Source organism: Enterococcus sp. DIV1094 (assembly GCF_017316305.2).
Lineage (GTDB): Bacteria > Bacillota > Bacilli > Lactobacillales > Enterococcaceae > Enterococcus_B > Enterococcus_B mangumiae.
Genome location: NZ_CP147250.1, coordinates 885,070 through 911,016, shown reverse-complemented (window position 1 = coordinate 911,016; position 25,947 = coordinate 885,070). Strand labels below are relative to the sequence as shown.

General features: G+C 39.0%; 22 protein-coding genes. All 22 read left to right on the top strand.

The window, feature by feature from the left end:
• The first annotated feature begins 57 nt into the window (after positions 1-57).
• The 22 genes from DOK79_RS04395 (at position 58) to DOK79_RS04290 (ending at position 25,884) form a co-directional block, all read left to right on the top strand.
• Positions 58-372, top strand: a complete 315-nt coding sequence (locus DOK79_RS04395; protein ID WP_206853948.1) for a PTS cellobiose transporter subunit IIB — start codon at positions 58-60, stop codon at positions 370-372.
• A gap of 20 nt (positions 373-392) precedes the next feature.
• A complete protein-coding gene (locus DOK79_RS04390) occupies positions 393-2,372 on the top strand; it encodes a BglG family transcription antiterminator (RefSeq protein WP_206853945.1) in 1,980 nt (659 codons plus the stop codon).
• Between the two features lie 12 nt (positions 2,373-2,384).
• Positions 2,385-2,705, top strand: a complete 321-nt coding sequence (locus DOK79_RS04385; protein WP_206853942.1) for a PTS cellobiose transporter subunit IIA — start codon at positions 2,385-2,387, stop codon at positions 2,703-2,705.
• A gap of 21 nt (positions 2,706-2,726) precedes the next feature.
• Positions 2,727-3,245, top strand: coding sequence for a hypothetical protein (locus DOK79_RS04380; protein WP_206853939.1), 519 nt, complete (start codon positions 2,727-2,729; stop codon positions 3,243-3,245).
• Positions 3,246-4,601: a PTS cellobiose transporter subunit IIC gene (gene celB, locus DOK79_RS04375; RefSeq protein WP_206853936.1), complete on the top strand. Its 1,356-nt coding sequence runs from the start codon at positions 3,246-3,248 to the stop codon at positions 4,599-4,601.
• 215 nt (positions 4,602-4,816) lie between these two features.
• Complete coding sequence (locus tag DOK79_RS04370; protein WP_206853935.1) at positions 4,817-5,983, top strand: hypothetical protein; 1,167 nt, start codon at positions 4,817-4,819, stop codon at positions 5,981-5,983.
• Between the two features lie 559 nt (positions 5,984-6,542).
• On the top strand, positions 6,543-10,151 hold the full coding sequence (locus tag DOK79_RS04365; RefSeq protein ID WP_206853933.1) for an immunoglobulin-like domain-containing protein: 3,609 nt from the start codon (positions 6,543-6,545) through the stop codon (positions 10,149-10,151).
• Between the two features lie 85 nt (positions 10,152-10,236).
• The gene (locus DOK79_RS04360) at positions 10,237-10,701 is read left to right on the top strand and encodes a hypothetical protein (RefSeq protein ID WP_206853931.1); all 465 of its coding nucleotides are present in this window, start codon (positions 10,237-10,239) and stop codon (positions 10,699-10,701) included.
• The gene (locus DOK79_RS04355) at positions 10,698-11,951 is read left to right on the top strand and encodes a nucleotide sugar dehydrogenase (RefSeq protein ID WP_206853929.1); all 1,254 of its coding nucleotides are present in this window, start codon (positions 10,698-10,700) and stop codon (positions 11,949-11,951) included. Before DOK79_RS04360 ends, DOK79_RS04355 begins: the two co-directional genes overlap by 4 nt.
• A 41-nt stretch (positions 11,952-11,992) precedes the next feature.
• A complete protein-coding gene (locus DOK79_RS04350; RefSeq protein WP_206853928.1) occupies positions 11,993-12,727 on the top strand; it encodes a YveK family protein in 735 nt (244 codons plus the stop codon).
• Positions 12,727-13,368, top strand: coding sequence for a CpsD/CapB family tyrosine-protein kinase (locus tag DOK79_RS04345; RefSeq protein ID WP_206853925.1), 642 nt, complete (start codon positions 12,727-12,729; stop codon positions 13,366-13,368). The genes DOK79_RS04350 and DOK79_RS04345 overlap by 1 nt, the downstream gene beginning before the upstream one ends.
• 12 nt (positions 13,369-13,380) lie before the next feature.
• Positions 13,381-14,031: a sugar transferase gene (locus DOK79_RS04340; RefSeq protein WP_206853923.1), complete on the top strand. Its 651-nt coding sequence runs from the start codon at positions 13,381-13,383 to the stop codon at positions 14,029-14,031.
• Entirely contained in the window at positions 14,031-14,777 is a 747-nt protein-coding gene (locus DOK79_RS04335; protein WP_206853922.1) for a WecB/TagA/CpsF family glycosyltransferase, read from the top strand. Before DOK79_RS04340 ends, DOK79_RS04335 begins: the two co-directional genes overlap by 1 nt.
• The gene (locus tag DOK79_RS04330) at positions 14,774-16,027 is read left to right on the top strand and encodes an O-antigen ligase family protein (protein ID WP_206853918.1); all 1,254 of its coding nucleotides are present in this window, start codon (positions 14,774-14,776) and stop codon (positions 16,025-16,027) included. The genes DOK79_RS04335 and DOK79_RS04330 overlap by 4 nt, the downstream gene beginning before the upstream one ends.
• Before the next feature lie 8 nt (positions 16,028-16,035).
• On the top strand, positions 16,036-17,451 hold the full coding sequence (locus DOK79_RS04325) for a lipopolysaccharide biosynthesis protein (protein ID WP_206853913.1): 1,416 nt from the start codon (positions 16,036-16,038) through the stop codon (positions 17,449-17,451).
• Positions 17,448-18,512, top strand: coding sequence for a glycosyltransferase family 4 protein (locus tag DOK79_RS04320; protein WP_206853910.1), 1,065 nt, complete (start codon positions 17,448-17,450; stop codon positions 18,510-18,512). The genes DOK79_RS04325 and DOK79_RS04320 overlap by 4 nt, the downstream gene beginning before the upstream one ends.
• Positions 18,509-19,609 carry a non-hydrolyzing UDP-N-acetylglucosamine 2-epimerase gene (gene wecB / locus DOK79_RS04315; protein WP_206853907.1) on the top strand — a complete coding sequence of 367 codons (1,101 nt, stop codon included), beginning with the start codon at positions 18,509-18,511 and terminating at the stop codon, positions 19,607-19,609. The genes DOK79_RS04320 and wecB overlap by 4 nt, the downstream gene beginning before the upstream one ends.
• Positions 19,610-19,623: 14 nt before the next feature.
• A complete protein-coding gene (locus tag DOK79_RS04310) occupies positions 19,624-21,084 on the top strand; it encodes a helix-turn-helix domain-containing protein (protein ID WP_206853904.1) in 1,461 nt (486 codons plus the stop codon).
• A gap of 46 nt (positions 21,085-21,130) precedes the next feature.
• Entirely contained in the window at positions 21,131-21,493 is a 363-nt protein-coding gene (locus tag DOK79_RS04305) for a DUF7006 family protein (RefSeq protein WP_206853901.1), read from the top strand.
• 46 nt (positions 21,494-21,539) lie between these two features.
• Positions 21,540-22,460, top strand: coding sequence for an LCP family protein (locus tag DOK79_RS04300; RefSeq protein WP_206853898.1), 921 nt, complete (start codon positions 21,540-21,542; stop codon positions 22,458-22,460).
• A 271-nt stretch (positions 22,461-22,731) separates the two neighbouring features.
• Positions 22,732-23,637 (top strand): hypothetical protein, encoded by a 906-nt coding sequence (locus DOK79_RS04295; RefSeq protein ID WP_206853895.1) that lies wholly within the window; start codon positions 22,732-22,734, stop codon positions 23,635-23,637.
• 318 nt (positions 23,638-23,955) lie between these two features.
• Entirely contained in the window at positions 23,956-25,884 is a 1,929-nt protein-coding gene (locus DOK79_RS04290) for a hypothetical protein (protein WP_206853893.1), read from the top strand.
• The last annotated feature ends 63 nt before the right edge of the window (positions 25,885-25,947 follow it).

Below are 25,947 nucleotides of genomic sequence, written 5' to 3'. Positions count from 1 at the left end.
ATTTCATTTTATAGTGAAGCTAAGGAATCCAATCAAAAAATCAGAGGAGTGATCGTAATGAAAAAAGCATTGATTATTTGTGCCGCAGGAATGTCTTCTTCGATGATGGCATCAAAAACAACAGAATATTTTAAAGGAAAAGGGGAAGAAGTATTTGTTGATGCGGTTTCTGCAACAGAAGGAGACAATCAAATCAAAACAAGTGATTTTGATTTATTCTTGATCAGCCCCCAAACCACGATGTACTTAGATAAATTTGTTAAACTAGGAAACACAGTAGGGAAACCGGTTGTTAGTATACCTTTCCAAGCGTATGTTCCTATCCCTACAGGTATCCAAAAGTTAGCTGAGCTGATCGAGGAAAATATATAGACGAATAGGGGAAGATAGTAATGAAACAAACAGAAAAAGAGTTATTGCGGCAATTGATTGACCATCAAGGAGAATATCTTACAAGCCAGTACCTCGCTTCTGAATTATTATTATCTGACCGTACGATTCGCAACTATTTGAAAACATTAAATGAAGTCATCGAAAAAAATGGGGGCAAACTCATTGCAAAACAAGGGCAAGGCTATCAATTAGAAGTCGTCAACAAGCTTGCTTTTGCGCTGTTTTTAAAGCAACGAGAAGTCACTGTTGAATATGGTGATCAGGTGACCGAGTTTTACGATTCAGAAGACCGAAAAAAGTATATTTTAAATAAACTACTTCTGGAAGATCGTGCTATCGTGATCGATGATTTGGCAGAAGAGTTATATATCAGTCGTTCGAGTTTAGTGAATGATATCCAAGAAATCAAAGAGAAACTAGCCGATTATTCGTTGAAGGTGGTTTCTAAGCATAAACAAGGGATGTGGATCGAGGGCCAAGAACAAGATAAGCGCCATGTGATCATGGATACGTTCTTTGGGAATAAATATACGAATTCTTTAAAAGAATACCTCGGCAACAGTCAGTTTTTTCAAGAAATCAATTTTGAAGAATTAGTGATCATCATCTTGGATGAAATCCGTGAGTCTAAATTAAAAGTGTCCGATTTTGTGATCCAAAATTTAGCGTTACATTTAGCCTTAGCAATTAAGCGAATGCGTGCTGGGTTTGAGATCCAAGTACCTGAAATCACGGGAAAAGAGATTCATGAAACGGAGTATCAAGCAGCTACGAATATTACGAAACGGATCGAGCTTGTGATGAAGGTTCGTTTTCCTAAAGATGAGATCGCCTATCTAGCGTTACACTTGATGGCAAAGTCAAATCAAAACAGTCAGCGAGAGAATCAGGAACTAGTGACAGAACTAATGACCGTTCTTAATGAATTGGCTCAAGTTTTGGGTCAGTCATTAGTAGAAGATTATCAATTTAGAAACGGTTTATTGAATCATTTAGAACCGATGCTGGTCCGTTTAGAGCGAGGAATCGCTTTGGAAAATCCGTTGACAAAGGAAATCAAGAAAGAAGATCCGGAAGCTTTTGAATTGACGAAACAGTATTTCAGTCGAATGCCTTCCTTGCATCAATATGAAATCAATGAGGATGAGTGGGCCTATTTAGCACTTCATTTAATGGCAGCAATTGAAAAAAATAAGGTGGATTGTAAACTACAGGCATTGATCATCTGTGCGACAGGTTACGGAAGTGCGCAACTGTTAAAAAATCGCGTGTTGAGTGAATTTGGAAAAAATATTGCAGTGACGCAAGTGAAGGGCTATTACGAAATCAATGAAGAAGCATTAGAAAATGTGGATTTGATCATTTCTTCCATTGATTTATCAACAATGTTTTTCAAAGTACCTGTCCTTCATGTCAGTGTTTTCTTGAACGAACAAGATGTTCAAACGATTCGGAAAGTGATCGAGGAATATCGACCAAATTGTTTGATGAAAACACGAGAATCCGTATCACTGAGGGAAGAAAAAATCGCATTTTATGAAGATCAGATTTCTTGTGACTGGTTTAAAGTCTATACTTCCGCGCCAACAAAAGAAGGTGTGATTGCTGACTTATTAGCACTCTTACAAGAAGGTGAAACGGAAAATTATACGTCTGAGATGTATCACCAAATCGAACGTCGTGAGAAAATGGGCCAGATCGTTTTCAGTGAACAAGTGGTTGTCCCACATCCAGCGATCCCAGTTGGTGTGACTGCCAAAATTGCCGTCGGCGTTATACCTGATGGGATGCAGTGGGACGAACAAACAACGATCCATTTTGTCTTTCTGGTTTCTCCTTCTTGTATTGAAAATGAAGGCATCACTGTGGTGACAAAGGCGATTGTTAAATTTATTGACCGCTTGGACTTGCAAGAGCTGATTTTAGCGGAACCAACGTTTGAAAATTTTAATCAACAATTTATGAAAATGATTTACTAAGGAGGAGTCCTGATGACGGAGAAAATGACGAGTGAAGAGCTCCAAGTGACCGCTTTTGATATTATTTTTCACAGTGGCAATGCCCGAACATTGATCCACGAGGCATTTGCTTTGTTACGAGCAGAAAGTTTTACAGAAGCCGCAGATAAGCTAGATGAAGCAAATCAAGAAATTTTAGAAGCCCATAAATCACAAACGCATTTATTGAAAGAATATGCGAGTGGTCAAAAGATTGAAATGGAGATTATTATGGTCCATGCACAAGATCATCTGATGACGACGATGACTTTATTGGAAGTAGCCAAAGAAATGAGTTATTTGTATCAAAAATAAAAGAAGAATGGAGGTGGGAAAATGAGTGAGGCTGAGAAAAAACAACGTGAGTTAGAGAAAAAAGCGTTTAGCTTGAAAGTCTTGTACTTTAATCGTTACTTGATCATCCGCTACTTGACGGCTGGTTTCTTTTTTACCAATCTGTATTGGTTGGTCTCTTTATTACTTGCAAGCAGTATTCTGTTTTGGCTACCATTAGGGCTATTATTCTTTCTTTTACCAGTTGTCGCAGAACAAGTAGCACTTTATCGTACACACAAAAATAACGCTTCGGTTACTAGAAATTATTTTCGCTTGCAAGCGGTGATCAATGTGTTTCTAGCATTAGCTGTCTTTACGCCTGTCTATTCTGAATTATTTCCTTTTATGGCACAAGGTTCGAGTGGACAAGCATTGATCCTTTTTGTCATTGTAAGCGGTCTACTGATCTGTCTATTTTGTCAGCAACGCTTAAATAAGATCCATGCGAATACTGATCGTCACTATCAACGAATCAAAGAGTATGAACGTGTAGTACATTTTGGAAAGGGGAGTAAGTAAATGTTTGATTTTCTACAGAAATATTTGATGGGACCGATGGGGAAAGTGGCACAATTCAAGATCGTACGTGCAGTAATGGCTGCGGGGATGGCGTCGATTCCCTTTACGATCGTAGGTTCAATGTTTTTAGTTTTAAATATTTTGCCGTTACCATTTCCGTTTTTAGAAGGATTTTTCAATGCTACCTTCTTCAAAGTCAGTGATTTGTACATGATCGTCAACACAATGACGATGGGGATACTATCCATTTATTTTGCTATTGTATTTGCTTATGAATTAACTTCGATCGAAAGAGATGAACAAGGATTGAATGTCAATCCACTAACAGGCGCGCTATTATCTGTTTTTGCTTTCTTCATGTGTATTCCTGAGTTGATCATTTCAGATGGAAAAATCAGCTTGATCTCTAGCATGACAGATACAGAAACAGTAGTTAGTGGTGTACGCATGGGGGCATTTGTCGAACGTCTAGGGACATCAGGGATTTTCACTGCGATCATCATGTCCTACATCGCAGTTGAATTGTACTGTCTATGTGTCAAACGAAACTTCGTCATCAAAATGCCAGATGTAGTCCCTCCTGGGGTTTCACGTTCGTTTACCGCATTGATCCCAACGTTTGTGATCGCTTTTGTGGTCATGATTGTCAATGGAACCTTAGTCGCTTTAGGCACAGATATCTTCAAAATGATTGCGATTCCTTTTGGCTTTGTAACAAATTTGACGAATACGTGGATCGGGATCATGGTCATTTATTTCTTGATCCATGCGTTATGGATCGTGGGGATTCATGGGGCGAATATCATCACCTCCTTCTTGACACCAATCGTCTTAGCCAACATGGCAGCAAATGCTCAAGGCGCCAACTATCCATTAGCCGGTGAGTTCAATAACTCTTACGTAACAGTCGGTGGATCTGGGGCAACATTAGGCTTGATCATTTTTATCGCTTTCATGGCAAAATCGGACCAATTAAAAGTGTTAGGGAAAGCATCATTAGTCCCAGGGATCTTTAATATCAATGAACCAATTATTTTCGGTATGCCGATCGTTTATAACCCTTACTTGGCAGTGCCATTTTTCTTAGCACCAATGGCATCGGCATCGTTAGCCTATTTTGCCATCAAATTAGAAATCGTTCGTCCGATGTTAGCGCAAATGCCATGGCCTTCACCAGTGGGGATCGGTGCATTTGTCGGTAGTGGGGGTGACTGGAAAGCGGCTGTCTTAGCTGTCTTGTGTGCGATTCTTGGTTTCATCATCTGGTTACCATTCATCAAGTTTTATGACAATAAATTATTAACTGAAGAAAAAGAAAAAGCCGCAGAATTAGCACGAGAAGGTTCGTTGGCTTAATTCTAGACTAATAAACTCAGTGACCATTCGTAGAGAGGGTGTCACTGAGTTTTTTTGTGATGTGTTATGAAAGATAAGCGGAGTATATATGTTAAATAACGAGAAAATATGGAGCGTTTAGAAAAAACAACCTTGTATACTGTTAGAGTAGATGTTCATAGCTTCGGCATAAATACAAAGTAATAAATGACTTGATACAGAGGGGACAAGGGTAAATGGAAGAAAAAAGAGTATTACTTTACGGGATGGAACAGTATCGAAGTGCGTTTTTCAGTGCAGTTGTTGAAGGAAAATTTGAATGGCTTCTTACTGAGAGACCAAATACAGGTGAACTCTATCGATATGTAATTGATAGTTATAATGTAACATTGAACAGATTGATCCGTACTTCTCTCGAAAAACTGACCTCATTAGAAGCTTGGCAAAATTTTTCTAAGGAATGGCCGAACTACTTGATGAAAGAATCAAAAACGCTTCTTTTATGGGATGAATATTATCAAAGCATGGAAAAAAATCCTAAAAATCAGTTGCTCTCCATTTTTAAAGAAGCGATGAAAGCACCAAAATTGCTAAGAGATGGGTGTGTTATTTGTTACAAAAATGAAGAAAATAAACAGATTAATGTATGGGGTGTCATAAAAAGAGGGTGTAAAAATGGTATCGATATGGCTAAAGATCATCCACATGTGTATATATATTTTATCTTAGATGGCATCGATATGCGTGCGGTATTCAGTAAAGCGAGAGCAAAAAAATATGATGGGAAACATACGAACAGGGAGCTACGAGCGCTTTTTCGAAAGTGGGCAGATATGAAAGATAAAGTCATATTTATTGAAGAAAATAAAGAAGTAGCAGCCCCATGGATCAAAGGGAAATACGTCAGATTATGGAAAAAGTACAATAAGCAAAGAATAAATCGGTTGCTTGCCAAGAAGGCGAATGAAGAGAAATCCAATGAGTTGCAGAATTCGAGTGGAGAGTCACAAGCGAAGCTGGCACCAAACCAGCCCGATGTCTTACCGATTTTGATTGAAGAGCCACAAGTGAAGCTGAGACCGATCCAACCTGATGCCTTACCGATTTTGAGTGAAGAGCCACAAGCGAAGCTGAGACCAAACCAAACCGATGTCTCACCGATTTTGAGTGAAGAGCAACAAGAGAAACGAAAACCGATCCAGTCCGATGTCTCACCGATTCCGAGTGAAAAGCAACAAGAAAACATGAAAACATTTCAGTCCAATGTCTCGCTGACCTCAAGTAAAAATCAACAAGCAAAACTAAAAACATTTCATTCGATTTGTTCGTTTTCAAAGCAACAAGCGGCAAAGAGCAAACCAAAAAGAAAGAAAATCTTTAGAGGACACTGTATATGCCTTTAGATAGATGCGGCTAAGAAAGTGCTTAAAAAGTAAATAAATCAAGTGAAACTGAGAATCAACCGTTGTTTGACACAACGTTGAGCCTCGGTTTTTTTGTATATTTTAGTGAATGAGATAGAAACAGAGGAGGAAACTTGATTTCTTGGTAACTTTTTAATGACAAATGATCTTTTAAAAAACATGATTTAGTCCGTAGAAAAAGAACAAACGGGTGAGAGCCTTTTCCTGTCTTACTACGCAAGGATACAAGCTATTATAACTTTATATTTGAAATATTTAATCATAATTTTTTCTAAATTCCATTGACAAAAGACACGTTTTACATACCGGAGTGCAAAAGTTGATTTAACCATTCAGAATCAAACATGTTAAATTATCCTTATTCTAAGCAATAAATAAAGAATATTCTTTTTGTCTTTTAAGTTGAAAAGTGAAGCAGGTTCAAAGTAGCTAAATGTTTTCACTGATCAATGGATACGAAGAATGTTTTTTTATATAGACAAGAAAGGAAGTGTCAGAATAATCATCTTGCTTCACATAAAGAAAAAAGGAGTTAACTATGAATAAAAAAATGAGTAAAAAAGCAACTGGCTTATTGTTGGTCAGTCAGTTGACTTTATCGATGATGCCGATTACTGCATTAGCAACAGAAGAACATGAACCGGTTTCACCAGAAATGGCAGAATTGATTCAATCCAATGATTTATTATCTGATTTACCATCTGCTGAAATCGTTGATCCAGATGAAACAAATCAGCCCGACAACGTAGAAGAGGAGCAACTTGATTCAGAAAGTGAAGAATCACCAGAAGAGCTTGCCGATCCTGTAGAAGCGGAAGAACAAGCGGAGACAGAAGAGCTTCAAGATTCAGAGCCAGAAAGCGCTGAAGATCACGAAACAGAAGTCGAAGAGTCTGAAGAAATAGAAGCAGCTGAGGCTCAGTTAGCAAGAAATGTAGTCCAAGTATCTACGAATGCACAATTAAGAACGGCGTTAGCTAATGCGAATGTCACGCAAATCCATTTAGCGAATTCAATCACTATGTCTAGCAGTGTGACATGGACAGGGACAACGAAATCGATTGAAGGAAATGGTCATACTTTGACCTTTGCAAACAATGTTCGCCTATATGGAAATACTGTGAATCAAGGATTGAGTATCAGCAATGTGCGCATCGTGTCTCGCGCGACGGATACGATTTATCAAAATCGAACATCAAGTGTGTCCTTTACCAACGTGATTCATGAAAATAGTCACGCAACGGGGCGTTTATTGTATTTAAATGGCAATAATTCCTCTGTGAATTTTTTAGGACAAAATCAAATCAATGCGGGTTCACTGATTTGGGCGAATGCAAATAGCCGAGTGAATGTGGATAATGGCGCATCTGTCCATGCCAACAATAATGGGACTGCTCGTGCGATCCATCTTACTAATGGTGGACAAATCAACTTGGCGTCTAACAGTTTGCTCGACGTGTCACAAAATAATTCAGGAAATAAAGTGAAAGCGGTATTGATTGAAGGAAGTAGTTCTCGAGTAGCGATTGCTTCTGGGGCGACATTTAGAATCGCTAGTGCGCCAAATACGCAGAAAACACAAGAAGCATTAGGATTAAGAGGATCATTGCACGTTTCGTCTGGTGGAACGTTAGATGTTGTTGGTCGAAGTACTTTTTCTGCCATTAATTTGGGACAATCAAGCACTTTTGAAGAAGGGTCCAATGTTCGCATCCAAAACAATCATAGAAATGGTAGCGCCATCGGTTCTTATCCAGGAACGACAAATTACACGATCCGTTCTTCTAGAGGAATACAAACTTGGGCAAGGGGAGCGAATTTTTCAGGTGATCCAACCTTTAATTATCAGGAGTTCAACCAAGGCTCGTTTTCAGTGAACAGCTATCTTATAAAGCAAATCACTTCTCAGATCCAATCAAATGACGCAAGATTCAATGCGACATTCAATAGTGGAAGAGTTGGGAAAATCGTCACAGGAAACTTTGTTGCTGGCGCAACGATCCAGCAAACAACGATTGATGAATTGACCACAACCTCTACTCAGATCACTGGACAAGCAGAACCGAATGCTAGCTTGACCATCACGATCGAAGGGCAACCAACATTAACTGGTCGTGTAGGAAGTGATGGCACGTATCAAGTGACTATTCCTGCCAATGTGGCTTTATCAGTCGGCACTAAGGTCAGTGTGACAGCGACTATCAATGGGCTTACTTCTGTAGCAGAAACGATCGTGGGAGATAGTGAAAAAGCCACGCTTGCAGAAACGACAATCTCAGACTTGAATACAGACTCAACGAGCGTCACAGGTACAGCTGAACCGAATGCGGAGATCGTTATTAGCGCAGGGGAAATCACTTTAGCTACTGGACGTGTGGGAAGTGATGGGATTTATGCGTTGACGATTGAAAGTCAGGAAGCAGGAACAGTTGTTACGGCACAAGCCACATTGGATGGCGTTTCTTCGAATATTGCAGAAACGATCGTAGTCAGAGCGACGATTGCAGCTACGACATTGAATGAAGTAACAACGACTTCAACAACTGTGACGGGGACAGCCGAACCAAATGCACAAATCGAAATCAAGGTGGATGGTGACGTTATCGCAACAGGAACAGTTGATAACGACGGGGAGTTTGAACTAGAAATCGACCCTCAGCCTTTGGGCACAGTGATCCTTGCACAAGCAAGTATTGATGGACTAACATCGAATATCGCTTCAACAGTGGTCGTGATTGATCCAGCAAGCACGGAAGGAACGATCACACCAAATAAATATAACGTTTCTTCGGGTAATCTTTTCCTGACTGGTGGTTATACCGGTCATGTGGTTTCTGCTCGTGTCCATATCAATGGAGTATCTGTCCGTGGGGGAACATTTGCTGATGGGAATTTTGAATTTTTTGTCGGTAATCGCATCCAATCGGTGGATGACGTTGTTGAAATCGAAGCATTGGATCAAAACGGCAGAGTCTTAGATCGACAAAGAGTCGAATTAGAAAGAGATTTAGCTGGGACGATCACACCTGCGCAGTATCGGGTAGGAGAAGCAACGATTACTGGAAGTTTTACTGGTGATGTGAACTTAGCTCGATTGATTATCAATGGAACATCTACGAATGTGTGGGGTGGAACATTCAACCCAGATGGGACATTCTCTTTCTTCGTAGGGAATCTCAATATCAAAGCAGAAGACAAAGTAGAGATCCAAGCGTTGAATCGACAAATCAGCGGAAATAGCGAAGCCATCGAAGTATTAGATGTGAAAGAAGTACCAGTGATCGACCAATTGAGAGGAACACTGACACCAAATCGCTATCGACCGACGGAAACAACGATTACTGGAACGTTCAGTGGCGACATCAATTTTGCCAATCTATTGATTGATGGGGAATCAGTAGGCAACTGGGGCGGCACGTTCGATCAAGAGGCCGGGACGTTTGAATTTTTTGTCCACGCTCGTTATAGAGATCGGGTGAGAGAGGCTGCAAAAGTGGAAATCAAAACCTTCCACCGAGAAAGAACGAATGGACAAACGGTCGATCATCGTCTTGTCCGCCAGCCAGTCGAGGTAGTCAGAGGTGAAGGAACGATTACACCGGAGCCATTTAAAGTAACAGAAAATCTCATCACTGGGTCATTTACTGGCGATATCAATTTAGCTAATTTGATCATTGACGGTCAGTCCGTTTCATGGGGCGGTACCTTCAACACATCGACAAAAACGTTCACGTACTTTGTCAATCAAACGGTTCGTCATATGATACGTGATGCTGAAAAAGTAGAGTTGGTCGGTTACCAACGGAAAATCATCAATGGTCGTCCAGTCGAAACAGAATTAGACCGCAGTATTCTGTCGATCAACCGAGAATTTACCGGCACGATCACCCCTGACGACTACAGATTGGGAAGTCGAGTTATCACAGGGACTTATACGGGAGAAGATATCAATTTTGGTCGTTTGGATATTGATGGATTGACGCTTTGGGTCAGTGCATTTGCTGATGGGAAATTTACAGCTTACCTGAATGCTACTCAGGCAAGCAGTATCACCAAAGAAAGTAAAGTGACGATTTATGGCGTCCATCGATTCCGAAATCAAAGTACAGAGATCATTGCAAAAGCAAATGTAACGATCGTCGAATAAACATTCGATTTTTGGAAGAAATGAAGGGGACCTTGTATTTCAATCCATGCAAGGGACCCTTTCACTATAGAAAGCGAGAGATAAAATGAAACTCAAGTTACTTAGTCTGTTACTTATACTGTTGTTTGTTGCAGGCTGTTCGAATGAAACGGATACGAAAACAGATGCTACCGCTAGGAGCGATGCAGCAGAACAAGTGACACAACCGCAAACGGTTGTTGGCGGTCTAAAGATCAGCATCGATAAACAGGAAATCAACCAGAAGAAAACAGAAGATGGCGATCGTGTCTTGCATACTTTTACGATCACTGGCGAAAATATGGGCTCGGTTTCTGCGGGCTTAGGCTCCATCGATTTTCTTTTACAAACAAAGAACGGTGACTTGGTCGAGTTGGATCATACGATGGCGATGTTTGGAAATGAGATTGCCGTGGGGGAATCACTTACTGGAAATGTTTCCTTTGAACTAGAAGAGGAACAACAAGCAAGTAAGTTGATCTACCAAACAGGTGAAGATCAATTAGCAGAATGGGATGTTAAAAGCGAATGAAGATAAACGTTATTGGGCTAGGCTATATTGGATTGCCGACAGCAATCACTTTTGCGCATTATGGAGTAGAGGTAGTGGGTGTCGATATTTCTGAAGCGGTGGTGGATTCTTTACAACGAGGACAAGCCCCGATTGAAGAACCAGAGATTGAGACATATCTAGCAAAGGCATTAGAAAATCAAAAATTCAAAGCACAACTTGTTCCAGAAAAATCCGATGCTTTTATTATTGCCGTTCCGACGCCAAATAAAGAAGACCAATATGGCAGCTGTGATCTGACGTACTTGAAGGCGGCAATGCAAGCAGTTTTGCCTTATGTAGAAAAAGGCAATACGGTCATCGTCGAATCCACGATCCAGCCACGTACGATGGAAGACCTGGTGGCACCATTTTTTGAAGCAGAGGGATTCGTTATCGGACAAGATCTTTATTTACTTCATTGCCCTGAACGCGTATTGCCAGGAAAAATATTTGAAGAGTTGATTAGGAATAATCGAATCATTGGTGGGATGACTGCTGCCTGTATCGATCAAGGAAAGAAAATCTACCAGACATTTGTACAAGGGGAGATGTTGGGAACTTCTGCCGGAATAGCGGAGTTATCAAAATTGATGGAAAACACGTATCGTGATGTGAACATCGCCTTAGCCAACGAACTGGTGCAAATAGGCGATCGTTTAAATATTGATGCGTTGGAAGTGATTAGATTAGCTAATCAGCATCCACGTGTGAATATTCATCAGCCAGGGCCTGGCGTTGGTGGTCATTGCTTGGCAGTTGACCCATATTTTGTTGTCGCAGCCGCACCGGAAAAAGCAAAGCTGATCCAGTTGGGGCGTGAGATCAATGCAAATATGCCTGAATTTATTATCAAAAAAATAAAAGAAATCGTACCTGATCATAAAGGCGGAAAAATCGCTATTTTAGGACTTGCTTATAAAGGCAATATCGATGATGCGAGAGAAAGTCCGGCAATCGATATTGTTGCAAGGTTAAGACAGCAATCAAATTATGAAGTAGTCACTTATGATCCATACGTGCCAATTTCAGATGTATCGCAGTTAGAAGAAGCTCTTTCAGGGAGTGATCTGGCAGTGATTCTCTGTGATCATGATGTATTCAAAGAAATCCCGACAGAAAGTATCGAAGAAATGAATCAAGCGGTCGTTTTTGATACGAAAAATATTTTAACGAACATAAGCAGTTTTGAACAGGCGTATTCGCTTGGGAAGCTACCAGTAACAAAGTAACTTATTTTGTCGGGATTTAATGATACTGAAAGGGAAACGTGATGAAAAAAGAAATAAATATCAAAAAATTAAAGCAAGTCGTGCAGCAAAAAAAAGGCTGGATTTTTATGATCATTAGTCTTCCCTTACTAAGCATGTTTGTCTATCTTCATTTGTTTGCTGAACCGATCTATCAAAAAAGTGCGCAGCTGTTGGTCAGTCAAGCTGATCATTCGACAGGGCAACGGTTAGAAACGCAGATGATCCAAGCTGATCTTCAACTAATCAATACGTATAGTGCGATCATCTTGAGTCCAAGGATTTTAAATGCGGTCAGTGAAGCACTAAATGAAGACTATAGCATTTCAGAATTAAGTGAACGATTGAGTGTTTCAAATGCAACAAATTCGCAGATCATTGAAATCAATGCTTACCACAGAAGTCCAAAAGTTGCTGCGAGGATCGCGAATACGACTGCAAAGATTTTCAGTGAGGAGATCCCGAGTATTATGAATATCGATAATGTGACGATTTTAGCGGAAGATGAGGTTTTACCCAATGAAAGACCGACTCGTCCTCATCGATTTCTTCTGCTCACGTTGACTTTTTTCTTAAGCTTATTACTGGCATTCACTTTCGTCTTTGTCTTGCTTGTATTGGAAAGAAGCTTCTCTTCAACGACAGAGATCGAAGAAATATTGGATCTACAAATACTGGGTGAAGTGAGTAAAGAAAAGCAAACACCTAAATTTGAGCCGAATCCTCCAAGAAGTACGAGACGAAGGGCGCGTGTGTGATGCGAAGTATGAAAGAAAGTTATTCGATTACGAGAGAGCAATATAAATTGATTAGAGAAAATATCGAGTATTTATGTACGCAACAAGAGGTAAAAACGATTTTAGTGACTTCAGGGGAAAGTGGTACGGGGAAATCTACGGTATCCGCAAATTTGGCGGTCGCTTATGCACAAAAAGGCAGCCGTACTTTGTTGATTGATGCGGATCTACGAAAACCGACGCAACATAAGCGTTTTATGAAAGAGGCGCATGTCGGATTGTCGAATTATATGCGTCGCGATGTTTCAATCGCTAGTTGTATCCAACGAGTGAATTTGGAAAATTTTGAATTTTCAATCATTACGAGTGGACCTATTCTGCCGAATCCGAATGATCTGCTTTCATCACCCAAATTGACCGCTACCTTAGAGCAGCTCAAACAGGAATATGATGTAGTGATCATTGATACGCCTCCAATCAATATCGTTTCAGATGCATTGATCCTCTCGAAGAAAGTAGACGGTGTGGTCGTTGTCGTTCATGCCGATAAAACAAATAAGCAAGCTGCAAAAAACTCAGTGAAAAAGTTAAGAATGGTAGATGCAAATATCTTAGGTGTTGTATTGAATGGAACAGATAATGCCAAGAATTATTATTACTAAGGAGAAGGAAAGATGGATAGACCAACAATTGACAATGAAGAGTTACGTGTTGCGCCGAATCGCTATATCTATTGGAAAGGTATGATCGAATTTTTTATAAGCTTGTTTCTTCTAGTATTGCTTAGCCCATTGTTGTTCCTAATTTGTGTGAGTATAAAATGTTGCGACTGGCAAGCACCGATCCTCTTTAAACAAGTGCGAGTTGGTAAAAACGAACAGACATTTTTAATGTATAAGTTCCGAACGATGCATCCAGGAGCAGAGAAACGCTTAAACGATTTTTTAGATAAAAATGAAATCGAAGGGCCGATGTTCAAATTAAAAAATGATCCACGTATTACAAAGATCGGTCGTTTTCTGCGAAAGACGAGTTTGGACGAACTTCCACAATTAGTAAATGTTTTACGAGGCGAAATGGCACTGATAGGTCCACGTCCTCCTTTGGAAAGAGAAGTGGCAGAGTATTCTGATACGGACAAAAAAAGACTGACGATCACTCCTGGTTGTACAGGACTTTGGCAAGTGAGTGGCCGGAACGAATTGAGTTTTCATGAAATGGTCGTGTTGGATCTCTACTATATCGAAAATTTGACTGTATGGTTGGACTTGAAAATTTTTGTGAAGACGATCGGGACAGTCTTATTATCTAAAGGAGCTTTTTGATGAATAGACAGCGCCGAATAGAGATTCTTGGAAGTAAGTTAGATCCGTTGACGTTTGTTGAGACTGTTTCTGCAGTCGAAGAAATGATTGAACAAGGTATCCATGCACAACACGTTTCAATAAACGCAGGTAAAATAAATTTGATGCACGCAGATCCCGAGTTACAAAAGATCGTCAATCGTGCAGCGCTGATTACTGCGGATGGCCAATCGATCGTTTGGGCGGCACATTATTTGGGCTATGATGTGCCAGAAAGAGTCACCGGCATCGATCTCTTTCGTGAATTAGTAAAGTTATCTGCGGAAAAAGGTTGGCGTCCTTATTATCTCGGTGCAACAGAAGAAGTCGTGGCTTCTGTCGTCGCGCATGATCAAAAAAAATACCCTGATCTTACGATCGCAGGCTACCATCATGGCTATTTTTCACATGAAGAGTCTCCGAAAATCGCTCAAAAAATCGCAAATGCAAAACCGGATCTCCTTTTTGTTGCTTTTTCCAGCCCTCAAAAAGAAATCTGGCTAGAAACTTTTAGAGAAGTGTTGCAAGTTCCCTTTGCAATGGGAGTCGGTGGAAGTTTTGATATCGTCGCAGGTAAGACAAAGCGCGCGCCTCTTTGGATGCAAAAGACAGGCCTAGAATGGTTTTATCGTTTCATTCAAGAGCCAATCAGGATGTTTGATCGTTACATCAAAGGCAATCTCCGCTTTTTAAGAACGGTTTGGCGAGAGAAGCGAACGAACGCATGAATATAAAAAATCAGAGAATCCTCACTTTTTTTATGTGGACTGTGGCGATTTTCCCAATCATCGATGTGTTGAATGGCTTGTTTCTAAGTATCGGTGTTCGTTTTCCGATTGGTGTCGCTTATCGCTTGCTCTTTTTTTTATTTCTGATCACTATGATCGTTTTGGGAAGGATCACACGTAGTTATTATACGTATTTGACCTATGGTTTTATCGCGACCACACTTGCGCTGTTTTTATTACAGTCTGCTTTTCTACAGTATTCCTGGTCGTGGATGATTGCGGATCTGTCGGTGTATGTCAAATATCTTTTATGGATATTGATTCCTTATTTTGTGTATCAACGGAAGGAACTGATTTCCCAAGTCCGTTATGATCGGTTATTCATCATCATCAGTGTTCTATTTACACTTGGATTACTGATTCCCTATCTCTTAGGGCTAGGCTATCAAACTTATGACAATTCTGATGCTGGCTATAAAGGTTATTTCTTTGCAAACAATGATACAAGTTTTGCGTTTATTGTTTCGATTACTTTTACTGTTCAAGCATTGATTGACTCAATCAAAGAGCAAACACATAGACGCTCACTTTTTTTAGGTGGTCTATTTGCTGGGAATTTCATTTGTTTAGTCCTTGTTGGCACGAAGACGGGCATTTTTTATGGACTAGTCACCTTGTTTTATCTCTTGTGGCGATTAGTCAAAGGAATCAAACGACAAGCACTGATGCAACAGTTATTTATTTGGTTGTTTAGTTTTTTTGGTATTTTTTGGTTATTCATACAAGGGTTTCCTTTAATGATCCAAGCCGTTGAAGGGACTTATTTACGTTTGGTTTATTTTTATCATCTATTCGATGGCGATTTGGTCCGCTTGATCTCTAGTTCTCGGAGTGATTTTTTGATTGGTGGCATGTCTGCTTTTTTAGAAGATGAGTGGCGTCATTTTACCATGATTTTTGGACAAGGATTCGAGTATCGTTTAGCGAACTTTGGGCGTTTAGGCTTGATTGAAATGGATTTCTTCGATACGCTCTTTGGTCAAGGTTTTTTAGGAACTAGTTTGTTGCTGATCATGGGTGCTTATTTTCTCTATTTAGCCTTTCAACCAAGTAAACGTTCAGTCTATAGTTTGGCATTGGTCGTTGTCTTTTTTTACAGCTTTTTTGCCGGTCACGTTCTGTATTCTGCATTGTCTTCTACGTTTTTAGGACTGATTTGTGGTGGGATTATTTTAACAGAGAAAGAGTGAGGTGCTTTTTGAAAAAAATACTTATAAGATTGGGCTTTTTCTCGATTGGCTCGTTAGGTTCAGCGGTCTTGAATCTGGTACTTTTACCAGTGACGACGACCTTTTTAAGTCCAGAAGAATACGGGAAAACGAGTATGTTTTTTCTTGCCCAGACGTTTTTGATCTATGTGATCTATCTAGGCTTTGATCAGGCGTTTACCCGAGAATACCATGACTATGAAAATAAGAAGGCGCTGTTGCAGCAAGCGATGATGATTCCCTTGATTGGGGCTGTTGTTTTAGCGATGAACTTGGTTCTTTATGCGAAGCACTTTTCACTGATTTTATTTGAAGATCCGAGCTATACTCATGCGATCTATTTGTTAGCTTTATCAGCGATTTTCCTGATTTTTGAGCGTTTTATTTTATTGAATCTTCGTATGCAAAATAAAGCATTTATTTTTTCGGTTTATAGTATCTTGGTCAAGCTCATCATTTTATTGTTCACATTGCTATTTCTTTATTTTGGCAGTCCTACTTTTATTACGGTCGTTTATGGGATGTTAGTAGGACAAATTTTAGGAGATTGCGTACTGATCATCGGGAATAGCATATTCTTTTATCCACTCATTACTAAGATCGACAAAACGTTGCTCAAAAATCTGTATCGTTTTGGTCTCCCAACGGTGATAGGTACTTTTCTCTACAGTTTATTGACGATCATCGACAAAGTCATGTTGCGGCATTTTGCTGATTTTGCTTCGTTGGGGATTTATACTGCTGCATTTAAGGTAGCGAGTGCATTGATGGTCTTGCAAGTCAGTTTTGCGAATTTTTGGATTCCGACTGCCTACGAATGGTACAAAAAAGGCAAACCGCTGCGCTACTATGAGCGTGTCAGTCACTTGATGATGTTCCTGTTATCCTTTTGCTTTTTGTTCATGGTTCTCTTTAAGGAAGGAATCGTGTTATTGCTATCTAGTGAATACAGTGAAGCGCAGTATTTGTTTCCGCTACTCTCCTTTTATCCTTTGATGATGACGATCAGTGAAACGACGAATTTAGGCATCGTCTTTTCCAAAAAAAGCCAGTTGAATATCGCTGCTTCGCTAGTGGCAGTATTAGCCGCAGGGATGACTCATTTATTACTTGTGCCGCTATTAGGTGCGACAGGTGCAGCGATCGCAACAGGTTTTGGCTACTTGCTTTTCTTTTTTTCACGAACCTATTTTTCGATGAAGCATTGGGAAGGTTTTTCAGTCAAACGACAAGTGAGTTTAGCGCTGTTACTTTATGTTTTTGCTCTTTTTACCGCATTTAACCGAATATTCTGGCTAGAAAAAGGACTGGTGTTGCTTTTGATGTGTATCGTGCTCATCGTTTATCGTCACGAACTGAAAATCGTCAAAACATTTGTCCAAGAAAGGAAAATTAGAGAAGTATGAATATTATGATCGTTGGACCTGATCCAGATGCCCAAGGAGGGATCGCTACAGTTATCCAGAATTTTAAAACTGCAAAAGTGCCAGAAGACTCGCAATTTTTCTTCCATCAAACATGGTCAGAAAAAGGGCGGTTTTGGACACAATGTAAAGCTTTCATGACATTTCGTGCGCATATCAAAAAAGAAAAATGTCATATCCTTCATTTTCATGTTGCACAAAAGGGGAGCTTTTATCGGAAGAGCCTCCTCTTACTATTGACGCCGAGACACTGTCGGACGATCTTCCACATGCACGCTTCGCAGTTTGATCAATTTTATGAAAATGGACATCCTTTGATTAAATGTTGGATACGCTTTATTTTAAAGAGAGTGAATCAGTTAGTAGTATTAAGCAATAGCTGGGCAGCGTATTATCAAACATTGACCCATACAGCAATCGCTATTTTACCAAATGCCGTAGAACTGCCTTCTCAAAATCTGTATGAGCCAAAGGCAAGTTGTATCCTCACTCTTGGTCGAATCGGTAAGAGAAAAGGGAGTTTTGATCTTTTAGAAGTAGCAAAAGCATGTGAGGCAGAGTTTCCAGCGATACACTTCATGCTATATGGCGATGAAGAAAACGAAGAAGTCGCTCAACAAATCAAAAGCGAAAACATCCATAATGTATCTTTGAATGGCTGGGTCGCAAAAGAAGAATTGCCATCTTTGTTTCAACAAACCGTGCTACACTTCTTGCCTTCTTACCATGAGGGCTTACCGATGGCGATTTTAGAAACGATGGCAGCCGGTATCCCAAACATAACTACAAAAGTAGGCGGCATCCCTGAATTGATCGAACAGGATAGAAATGGTTATTTAGTGGACGCGGGAGATACACAAGCAATGCTTGAGGGATTGAGAAAACTGTTACAAGATGAAGACCATCGTTTACAGTTGAGTCGATCAGCTAGAAGTACGATTGCAGAAGACTATGCACTACAACCTTATTTAGCCAAATGGCATGAGATTTATAAAAAGCAATTTTCTTTGTTACAAAAAAACAACACAAGAGGAGCATTATGAAGAAAATAAAGGTATTATCAATCTTTGGCACTCGACCAGAGGCAATCAAAATGGCACCGGTAATCAAAGCATTAGAGAAAGATCCCCGTTTTCTTTCCAAGGTGCTCGTCACAGGACAGCATCGGGAAATGCTGGATCAAACCATGGCAGCTTTTCAGCTAGTGTCCGATCACAATTTAGCGATCATGCGTGAAAATCAGACATTGTCTAGTATGACGAGTCGCATCTTGGAAAAATTAGAAGCTGTTTTTCAAGAAGAACGTCCGGATCTCGTGTTAGTACATGGAGATACAACGACGGCATTAGCAGCGGCGCTTGCGGCTTTTTATCAGCAGATTTTGATTGGCCATGTGGAAGCTGGACTACGCACTGGCGATAAGCAAGACCCATTTCCAGAAGAAATGAATCGACGCTTGATCGACCAGTTGTCTGACTTTTTATTCGCTCCGACGGAACAAAGCCAAGAAAATCTTTGGAAAGAAAATCATCCTAAAGAGCGAATACTGGTCACTGGCAACACGTCGATCGATGCCTTATATCAGACGTTGGAGGAAAGAAAGACAAGCCTGCTAAAGCATGAGGAGAAGAATATCCTCTTAGTGACCATGCATCGCCGTGAGAATATTGGCTCACCGATGGAAAATGTTTTTCGAGCGTTGAAAAGAATCGCCGTAGAATACCCAGAGCTAAACGTGGTATTTCCGGTCCATAAAAATCCAAAAGTACGAGAAATCGCGCAACAGTATTTAGAAGAACAGACCAATATCCAACTGATCGAGCCATTGGATACGCCAGAATTTTATCAACTTCTTTCAAAGAGCTACTTGATCCTGACAGATTCCGGTGGCATACAGGAAGAGGCACCTTCACTAGGAGTTCCAGTGTTGATTGCGCGAGAAACGACTGAACGACCAGAAGGTGTGTCAGCAGGCACACTAAAGTTGGTGGGGACGGAAGAAGAACAGGTATATGCGAAAATCACCCATTTATTAACAGATCAACAAGCTTATCAGGAAATGGCACAGGCAAAAAATCCTTATGGGGATGGTCAGGCGAGTAGCCGGATCATTGAACAATTAAAAAGCTATTTTAATTAGGAGAAGGTGAAGTTATGAGACAAATCCAATCATCTTTTGTTACGAATAAAACGACATTGAGATGGTTGCATCTCTTAGAATATATGGAGCATGTTGCGTATACACCGATACGTGAATTGTCGAAAGTAATCAAAAGTTCCAGTCGCACGATCATCGAAGATTTGCAAAATATCAAGGAATACTTCAATGATTCGATCGAAATGAAAACATCCAACATTGGCTATAAACTGAAAATACTGGATATAGAAAAATATTTTGATAAAAAAAAAGCAATGATCAGTAATGAACCGATGTTCAAAATACTCGAAAGTATTTTTTTAGGCGAGATTCTTTCGATCAATGAATGGGCGGATATTTTTTTCCTTTCTCCAGCAACATTGATGCGGTATTTAAGGAAAATCGAACCGATTCTTGCTCGTTACGATCTAAGTATCAATAAAAGCCAGGTGAATCTGATTGGTGAAGAAGTGAATATCCGACATTTTTATTTTAACTTTTACTACGAATCTGATATCACCCCCCATACCGTCTTTCCTCCGTTGATCATCCAGGAGATCGGCTTGGATCTGAAAGGAGAGGAATTCAGTCGAGATTTTTCAAATGTGGCTTTTGAAGAGATTTGTTACATGATCTACATTATCTTAGAGCGAACTTCTCATGGTCATTACGTCAAACTCGATCCTGCAATCGTAAAGTTGTTCCGTAAAGAATACTATCTAGAACTAAAAAAATTAAAAAAATTGTTATCTAATCATTTACAAATGCCCATCTGCGAAAAAGAAATCATTTACTTTTATGCATTGACACTCAGTAAACGGACCGTTTTTGATGTTGATCTCGAAAAGATATTTTGCGATAAATTAGGAAAAGAGCCTCGAGTCATACATCTTACTGAACGGTACTTAGAGGAAATCGATCCACCACAGGGGGCGGTTGAAAGTAGTACTGTGTTTATCCAGTCCTTTTTTTCTAACATGATGTTAAAACATAAAATCTCTCCAGTGTTAAATACGGTGATTCCAGATTTGAATACATTCGTAAAAAAAGAGTTTCCGGAAGAAGTGGAGAAAAATACTCAGTTTTTGAGAAACCAGTTGAAAGGGATTCCTTGTTTTACGTTAGAAACGATTGAAGACGTAAGCACAGTTTTTACGATCTTGATGGATTGCTTAAAGGAATTATATTGGGGGAAGCCCAAAAAAATCGCTTTTTTATTAGAAGGCAATCAGTTTATTTCACAGCGGATCCAAGTCACCGCTCGGAAAAATCTAGGCACCTATCAAGAACTTTATTTTCCCAATGCATTAGACATCAGTCATGGTTATTTCAAAACCAATCAATTCGATATCATTGTGACAAATTATGCAGAGCATCTGTCTAATTTTTCCGGTGCTGAGACTTGTTTGCTTTTCAATAAAATCCCAAATGATACCGATTGGCAACGATTGATGTCGTTAATAGATGTTAGGATTTAACTCACGAGGATGAACAAAATAAATTTCCAGATGAAAGGAAGAAATCATGATCAAAAAAGTACAGGTGACACCTACTACCTATTTAAAAAATTACGATGAACTTTGTCACTTGCAGGATTTTCCTCTTATTCAACAGGTTTGTGTCGAATTGCATCAACGGTTTATAGGGATTTGTCAGACAACTTACGACAATATTTTAGAACAATTCGCTGAATTATTAGAAATCGATGCGCAATTACAAATGTTTTTAGACTTTTTGCAGCATGATTTTTTTGAAGAAACGGGATTGTCGGAAGAAGAGGTTGTAGAAATGATCTTAAAGGATAAGAACGTTTACTATCGCTTATTGACAGGTATTGCGACGAATCAAAAGGTCCCAAAAGGATTGATCTATCTCAGTGAGAAATAGAAGACGAAAATCCAGATGGGCAAAAAATAAAATCGGAGGAACGTAGATGTCTGGCAGAAAAAAAGTATTTCTTTCTATATTGACTGTACTCGTACTTATGACTCTGGGGGTCGTAGGATACGTGGGGAAAATCTATTTTGACATCCGAGCAACGGTCAATGAGTCTTATGAAGCGAGTGAGCGAATAGAAACAGAGTTGGATTATCTTGCAGGAGATCCATTTTCAATCTTACTACTTGGAACAGATGGAGGTGATCTGGAAAGAGCAGAACATGGAAGAACAGACACGATGATCGTTGCCACAGTCAATCCTAAAAAAGAGCTGACGACATTGGTTAGTCTTCCTAGAGATACCTACACAGAGATCATTGGTCAAGGCTTCCATGACAAAATCAATCATGCGTATGCTTTTGGGGGCATTTCTACCTCGATAGCAACAGTAGAAAATCTATTAGACATCCCAATCGATTATTATGCCCAAATCGATTTAAAAGGAATGAAAGAATTAGTAGATCTTGTAGGCGGAGTTGAAGTCAATAATTCGTTTAGCTTTCATTATGAAGGGGTTGATTTTCCAATTGGGAAATTACAGTTAGATGGCGAAGATGCACGGAAGTATTCGCGCATGCGCTATGAAGATCCAGATGGCGATTATGGGAGACAAAATAGACAACGACAAATTTTGACTGGCTTTTTGGATCAAGCAAGATCAGTCAGCACGTTAGCAAACTATAAAGAGATGCTTGATGTTATTGGAGAAAATACCCAAACGAATATTTCATGGGAAACGAGCCAAATGCTCTTTAGGCACTATCGAACGGCATTGAATCATGTGAACTCTGAGCAACTAACGGGTGTTGGCTTTACAGGAGATGGTGTCACAGGCGAACATGGTATCTCTTATCAGATGATCGCCGAAGAAGAATTAACACGCATCCAAAATGAATTGAAAAATCAGTTGAAATAGAAGGAATGAATGATAAATAAGCACTCTTTTCATTTGAATAGCTAGTAATAGATGTCGACAGCCAATCCCTATGCGAACAATAGGAGTGGCTGTTTTTTGTTTGAAAACCATTGTTGATGACATAAAAAAAAGACACTAAAAACAGGAGAAGTGAAACTTGGTGATTATGTTAAATAACAGAAAAAAAAGGATAAATAAAGGGCTGATTCCACGTATACTAAACACAACTTGAAAAATAAGGCTCTTTGAGAAGGAATGGAGACATAGATAAATGGAGACGAAAGGAATACAGATTTTTTTATATGGACTAGATGATAGCCGGAAACTTTTTTTTGAAGATGAGAAGAATAATAGAATAGATTTACAGGGAAATCCTCCACTGAAAGAAGTAAGCATAGACTCAGCTGTTATTGATTGGTATAACAACCAACTACATTTTTATCTCGTTAGAAAAGTACTGTGGGAAGAGTTAACAACAATAGAATCTTGGCGGAAATTCGAAAAAAATTTACCTAAGTTATTTAGAATCGATCATAAAAATAAGCCACACTGGCAGAAATATTATCAGTGTATGGCATGGAATATTAAAAATCAGTTATCGAATATTTTTTACAAAGGGATTACCGCAGGACTAAAGACGGAACATTTTTCGTTGTTTTATTGCAATGAGAACAACGAAAAACAATATATCACACAACATATTGATAGAGGATGTAAAAACGGGATCGATATGGCTATTTGCTACCCGAATGTCATGATTTATTTTGTACTGGATGGATTGGATATGCACGATATCGTAGGTAAAAATCGCAAAAAACAATTTGAAAGTGACTACACATGTAAAGAACTACGATATATTTTTCGCCATTGGTATGAGTTAAAAGAAAAAGTAATATTTTTTGAAAATAAAAAAATCGTAAAAGCACCTTGGGTAGATGGGAGCTACGTTCACGCCTGGAAAACGTATCGTGAGAGTAGAAAAGAACAACTATCAAAAAAGCTAAGTAGCATGCGAACTCAGTCAATGGATGATATCCAGCAAACGATTTTCTCTATAGAAAAGAAAAAGCAAGGGGAAACATCTTTAAAAAATATATTATCAAAAACAAAAATAAAGAAAGAGAGGCAAGAACTAAAGAAAGCCTGTATAGGTAGACAGCGTACACTATCGTTGTAGTTTGGCTGAATGATTTACAAAAGAACGATTAACATGAACATGAATCTCAAAGGGAAAGACATAAAGTTTATCCCTGTAAAGAACTATGTCATATCTCTAAGAGCTTTAAAAGAGGGTTTCTAAAAGTAAATGAGAAAAGGAAGAACCCAGTAATAGAAAGAACAACCTGTCTCTGGGTCACAAAGGTTTACTCGTTGATTTTTATTAAGTGCATGTTTTATGTCTTTGCTGTTGGCACAAATTTTATACATAGAACTGAATGTGTTGGAAAAATAAGCTTACATATACCTTACAAGTTATGTAATAGGAGCGATAAGGATGTTAACAGATGAAATAAAAATTTTATTTTTTGGTCAAGAAGATGAATATAAACGGTTATTTGAGTCAAATAAATTTGAACAGTACCAACCAGGTAAGGACTATCAGGTACAAATGTTTGATGCTTGTAGTAATGAAATTGAGCAATTGATTATTCGACAGGTGAAGGAAGGTAACCTGCTCACGTTACAAAATTGGGAGGATTTTTCTGACAACTTGCCTATGTTGCTATTTCCCAAAAATGAAAAAAAGTTAGTTTATTTTTCTGAATATTATGATGCCATGAATCGCTATCCTGAGAATCGCTTATCGACAGTTTTTAGAGGAGCCATTCAAGCAGGCAACCTACATACAGATGGCCAAAAATTATTTTATATCAATGCGGAAGGAAATGAGACCCCAATCGATTTACGCAAAGATCATGGGTATAAAACAGCTTTAGATATGGCAACAGACCATAAAATAAGAATTATATTCTCTCTGACTCACTTAAAGCAAAAAAATATAGAAGAAAAAAATTATTTGTTTCGCGAGGATAATGGGGTTCTTCAAGAGTCACTCCGCTATGTCCAAGAAAAATGGTCACGGGTAGAAAATATCTACAAAAAGATTCTCTTTATAGAAAATGTAAGGATTGTAGATCCTCCTTGGGTCAAAGTTGCTTCTGTAAAGGAGCGGCAACCAGATCTCGATCATGGAATAATAAATAAAAAGGCCGAAGGTGAATTACTAAAATCGGATCAGACGAATAAAATGGAAGGTGAAATATTACTTTTTGGACATAAGCGTGCGTGTGAAGAGATGGCGGAATTGCCTGAAGTTCAAGAAAAACTTATCAATAAAAACTATAACGACTACAAGTTTGATGCTTGCAGTAAAGCAATTGAAAATTTAATCATTGAATATGTCAAAGAAGGAAAACTGATCACATCGGAAGATTTGGATGATTTTTCGAAAAGATTACCTTCTTTGCTGGAAGTACAAGCAGGGAAACTAGTACATTTGCCTGAGTATCTTCGTTCAATGGAGTTAAAAGAAGGAAATCATTTAGCGACCATTTTTTCGAACTTATCAAAAGATGGTAATTTGAAAACAAATGGGAGTATGTTATACCACGAATATGGTAGGGGGAGATATTGCGAAAAAGTCCCTATAAAACATCTTGAAATACAAGCATATGATCTTGCAATCGAAACGGCTATTCGTGGTAATGCATCCATTTATTTTTCACTAGACGGAACTAATATGAAAGGAATACGATACAAGATTCAAGAACACACATTTGATACGCTCAATAAGAAATTCTACACGAATGAATTATTCAACAGTGTACTTCGAAAAATTTACCGAAACTATACGGAAATAGGAGGAAGAGTCACATTTATTGAAAAGGGGAAACAAGTAGCCCCACCGTGGCTTGAGGGACCATTTGTCGGAGCGTGGCAAGAGTACATCGAGCATAGAGAAAAGAAATTAGAACAAAAACTAGCACAGAAAAAGATTCTCCGCCCAGGTGACAAAGCGGATCGAATGGGGACATTAATGAGGTTCATACGTACAGAGTATATCATACGGACTAACAAACAAAATAGAAAAGGTATAAGTCTAGCATTTCAGGAAAAATTAAACACATTCGAACAATGGGCAAATAAACTAAATGAACAAAAAATCCAACAACCTCAAAAAGCAAGAAGCTTCTCTCTACACTCAGAAAAGAGACCAGAAGGAAGTCAGGAATTACCGAAACAGTTAGCTGCATTTCATCAATGGAAAGGCGATTTAAATCAACAGGGGATTGTACAACAAACTCGAATATTCCAAGAAAAAATTAAAATGTTTGATCAATTGGCAAATACTTTGAATGAACAGAAAAAAGTCCAACAAATTCAAGTAAATCAAAGGAAAGCATTTTTACAAAGAGAAATATAACCAGAAAATCAAATCTTACATTTGCTTGTAAAAGCAGTAAATTTAAGAAAACGGAGTAGAGGG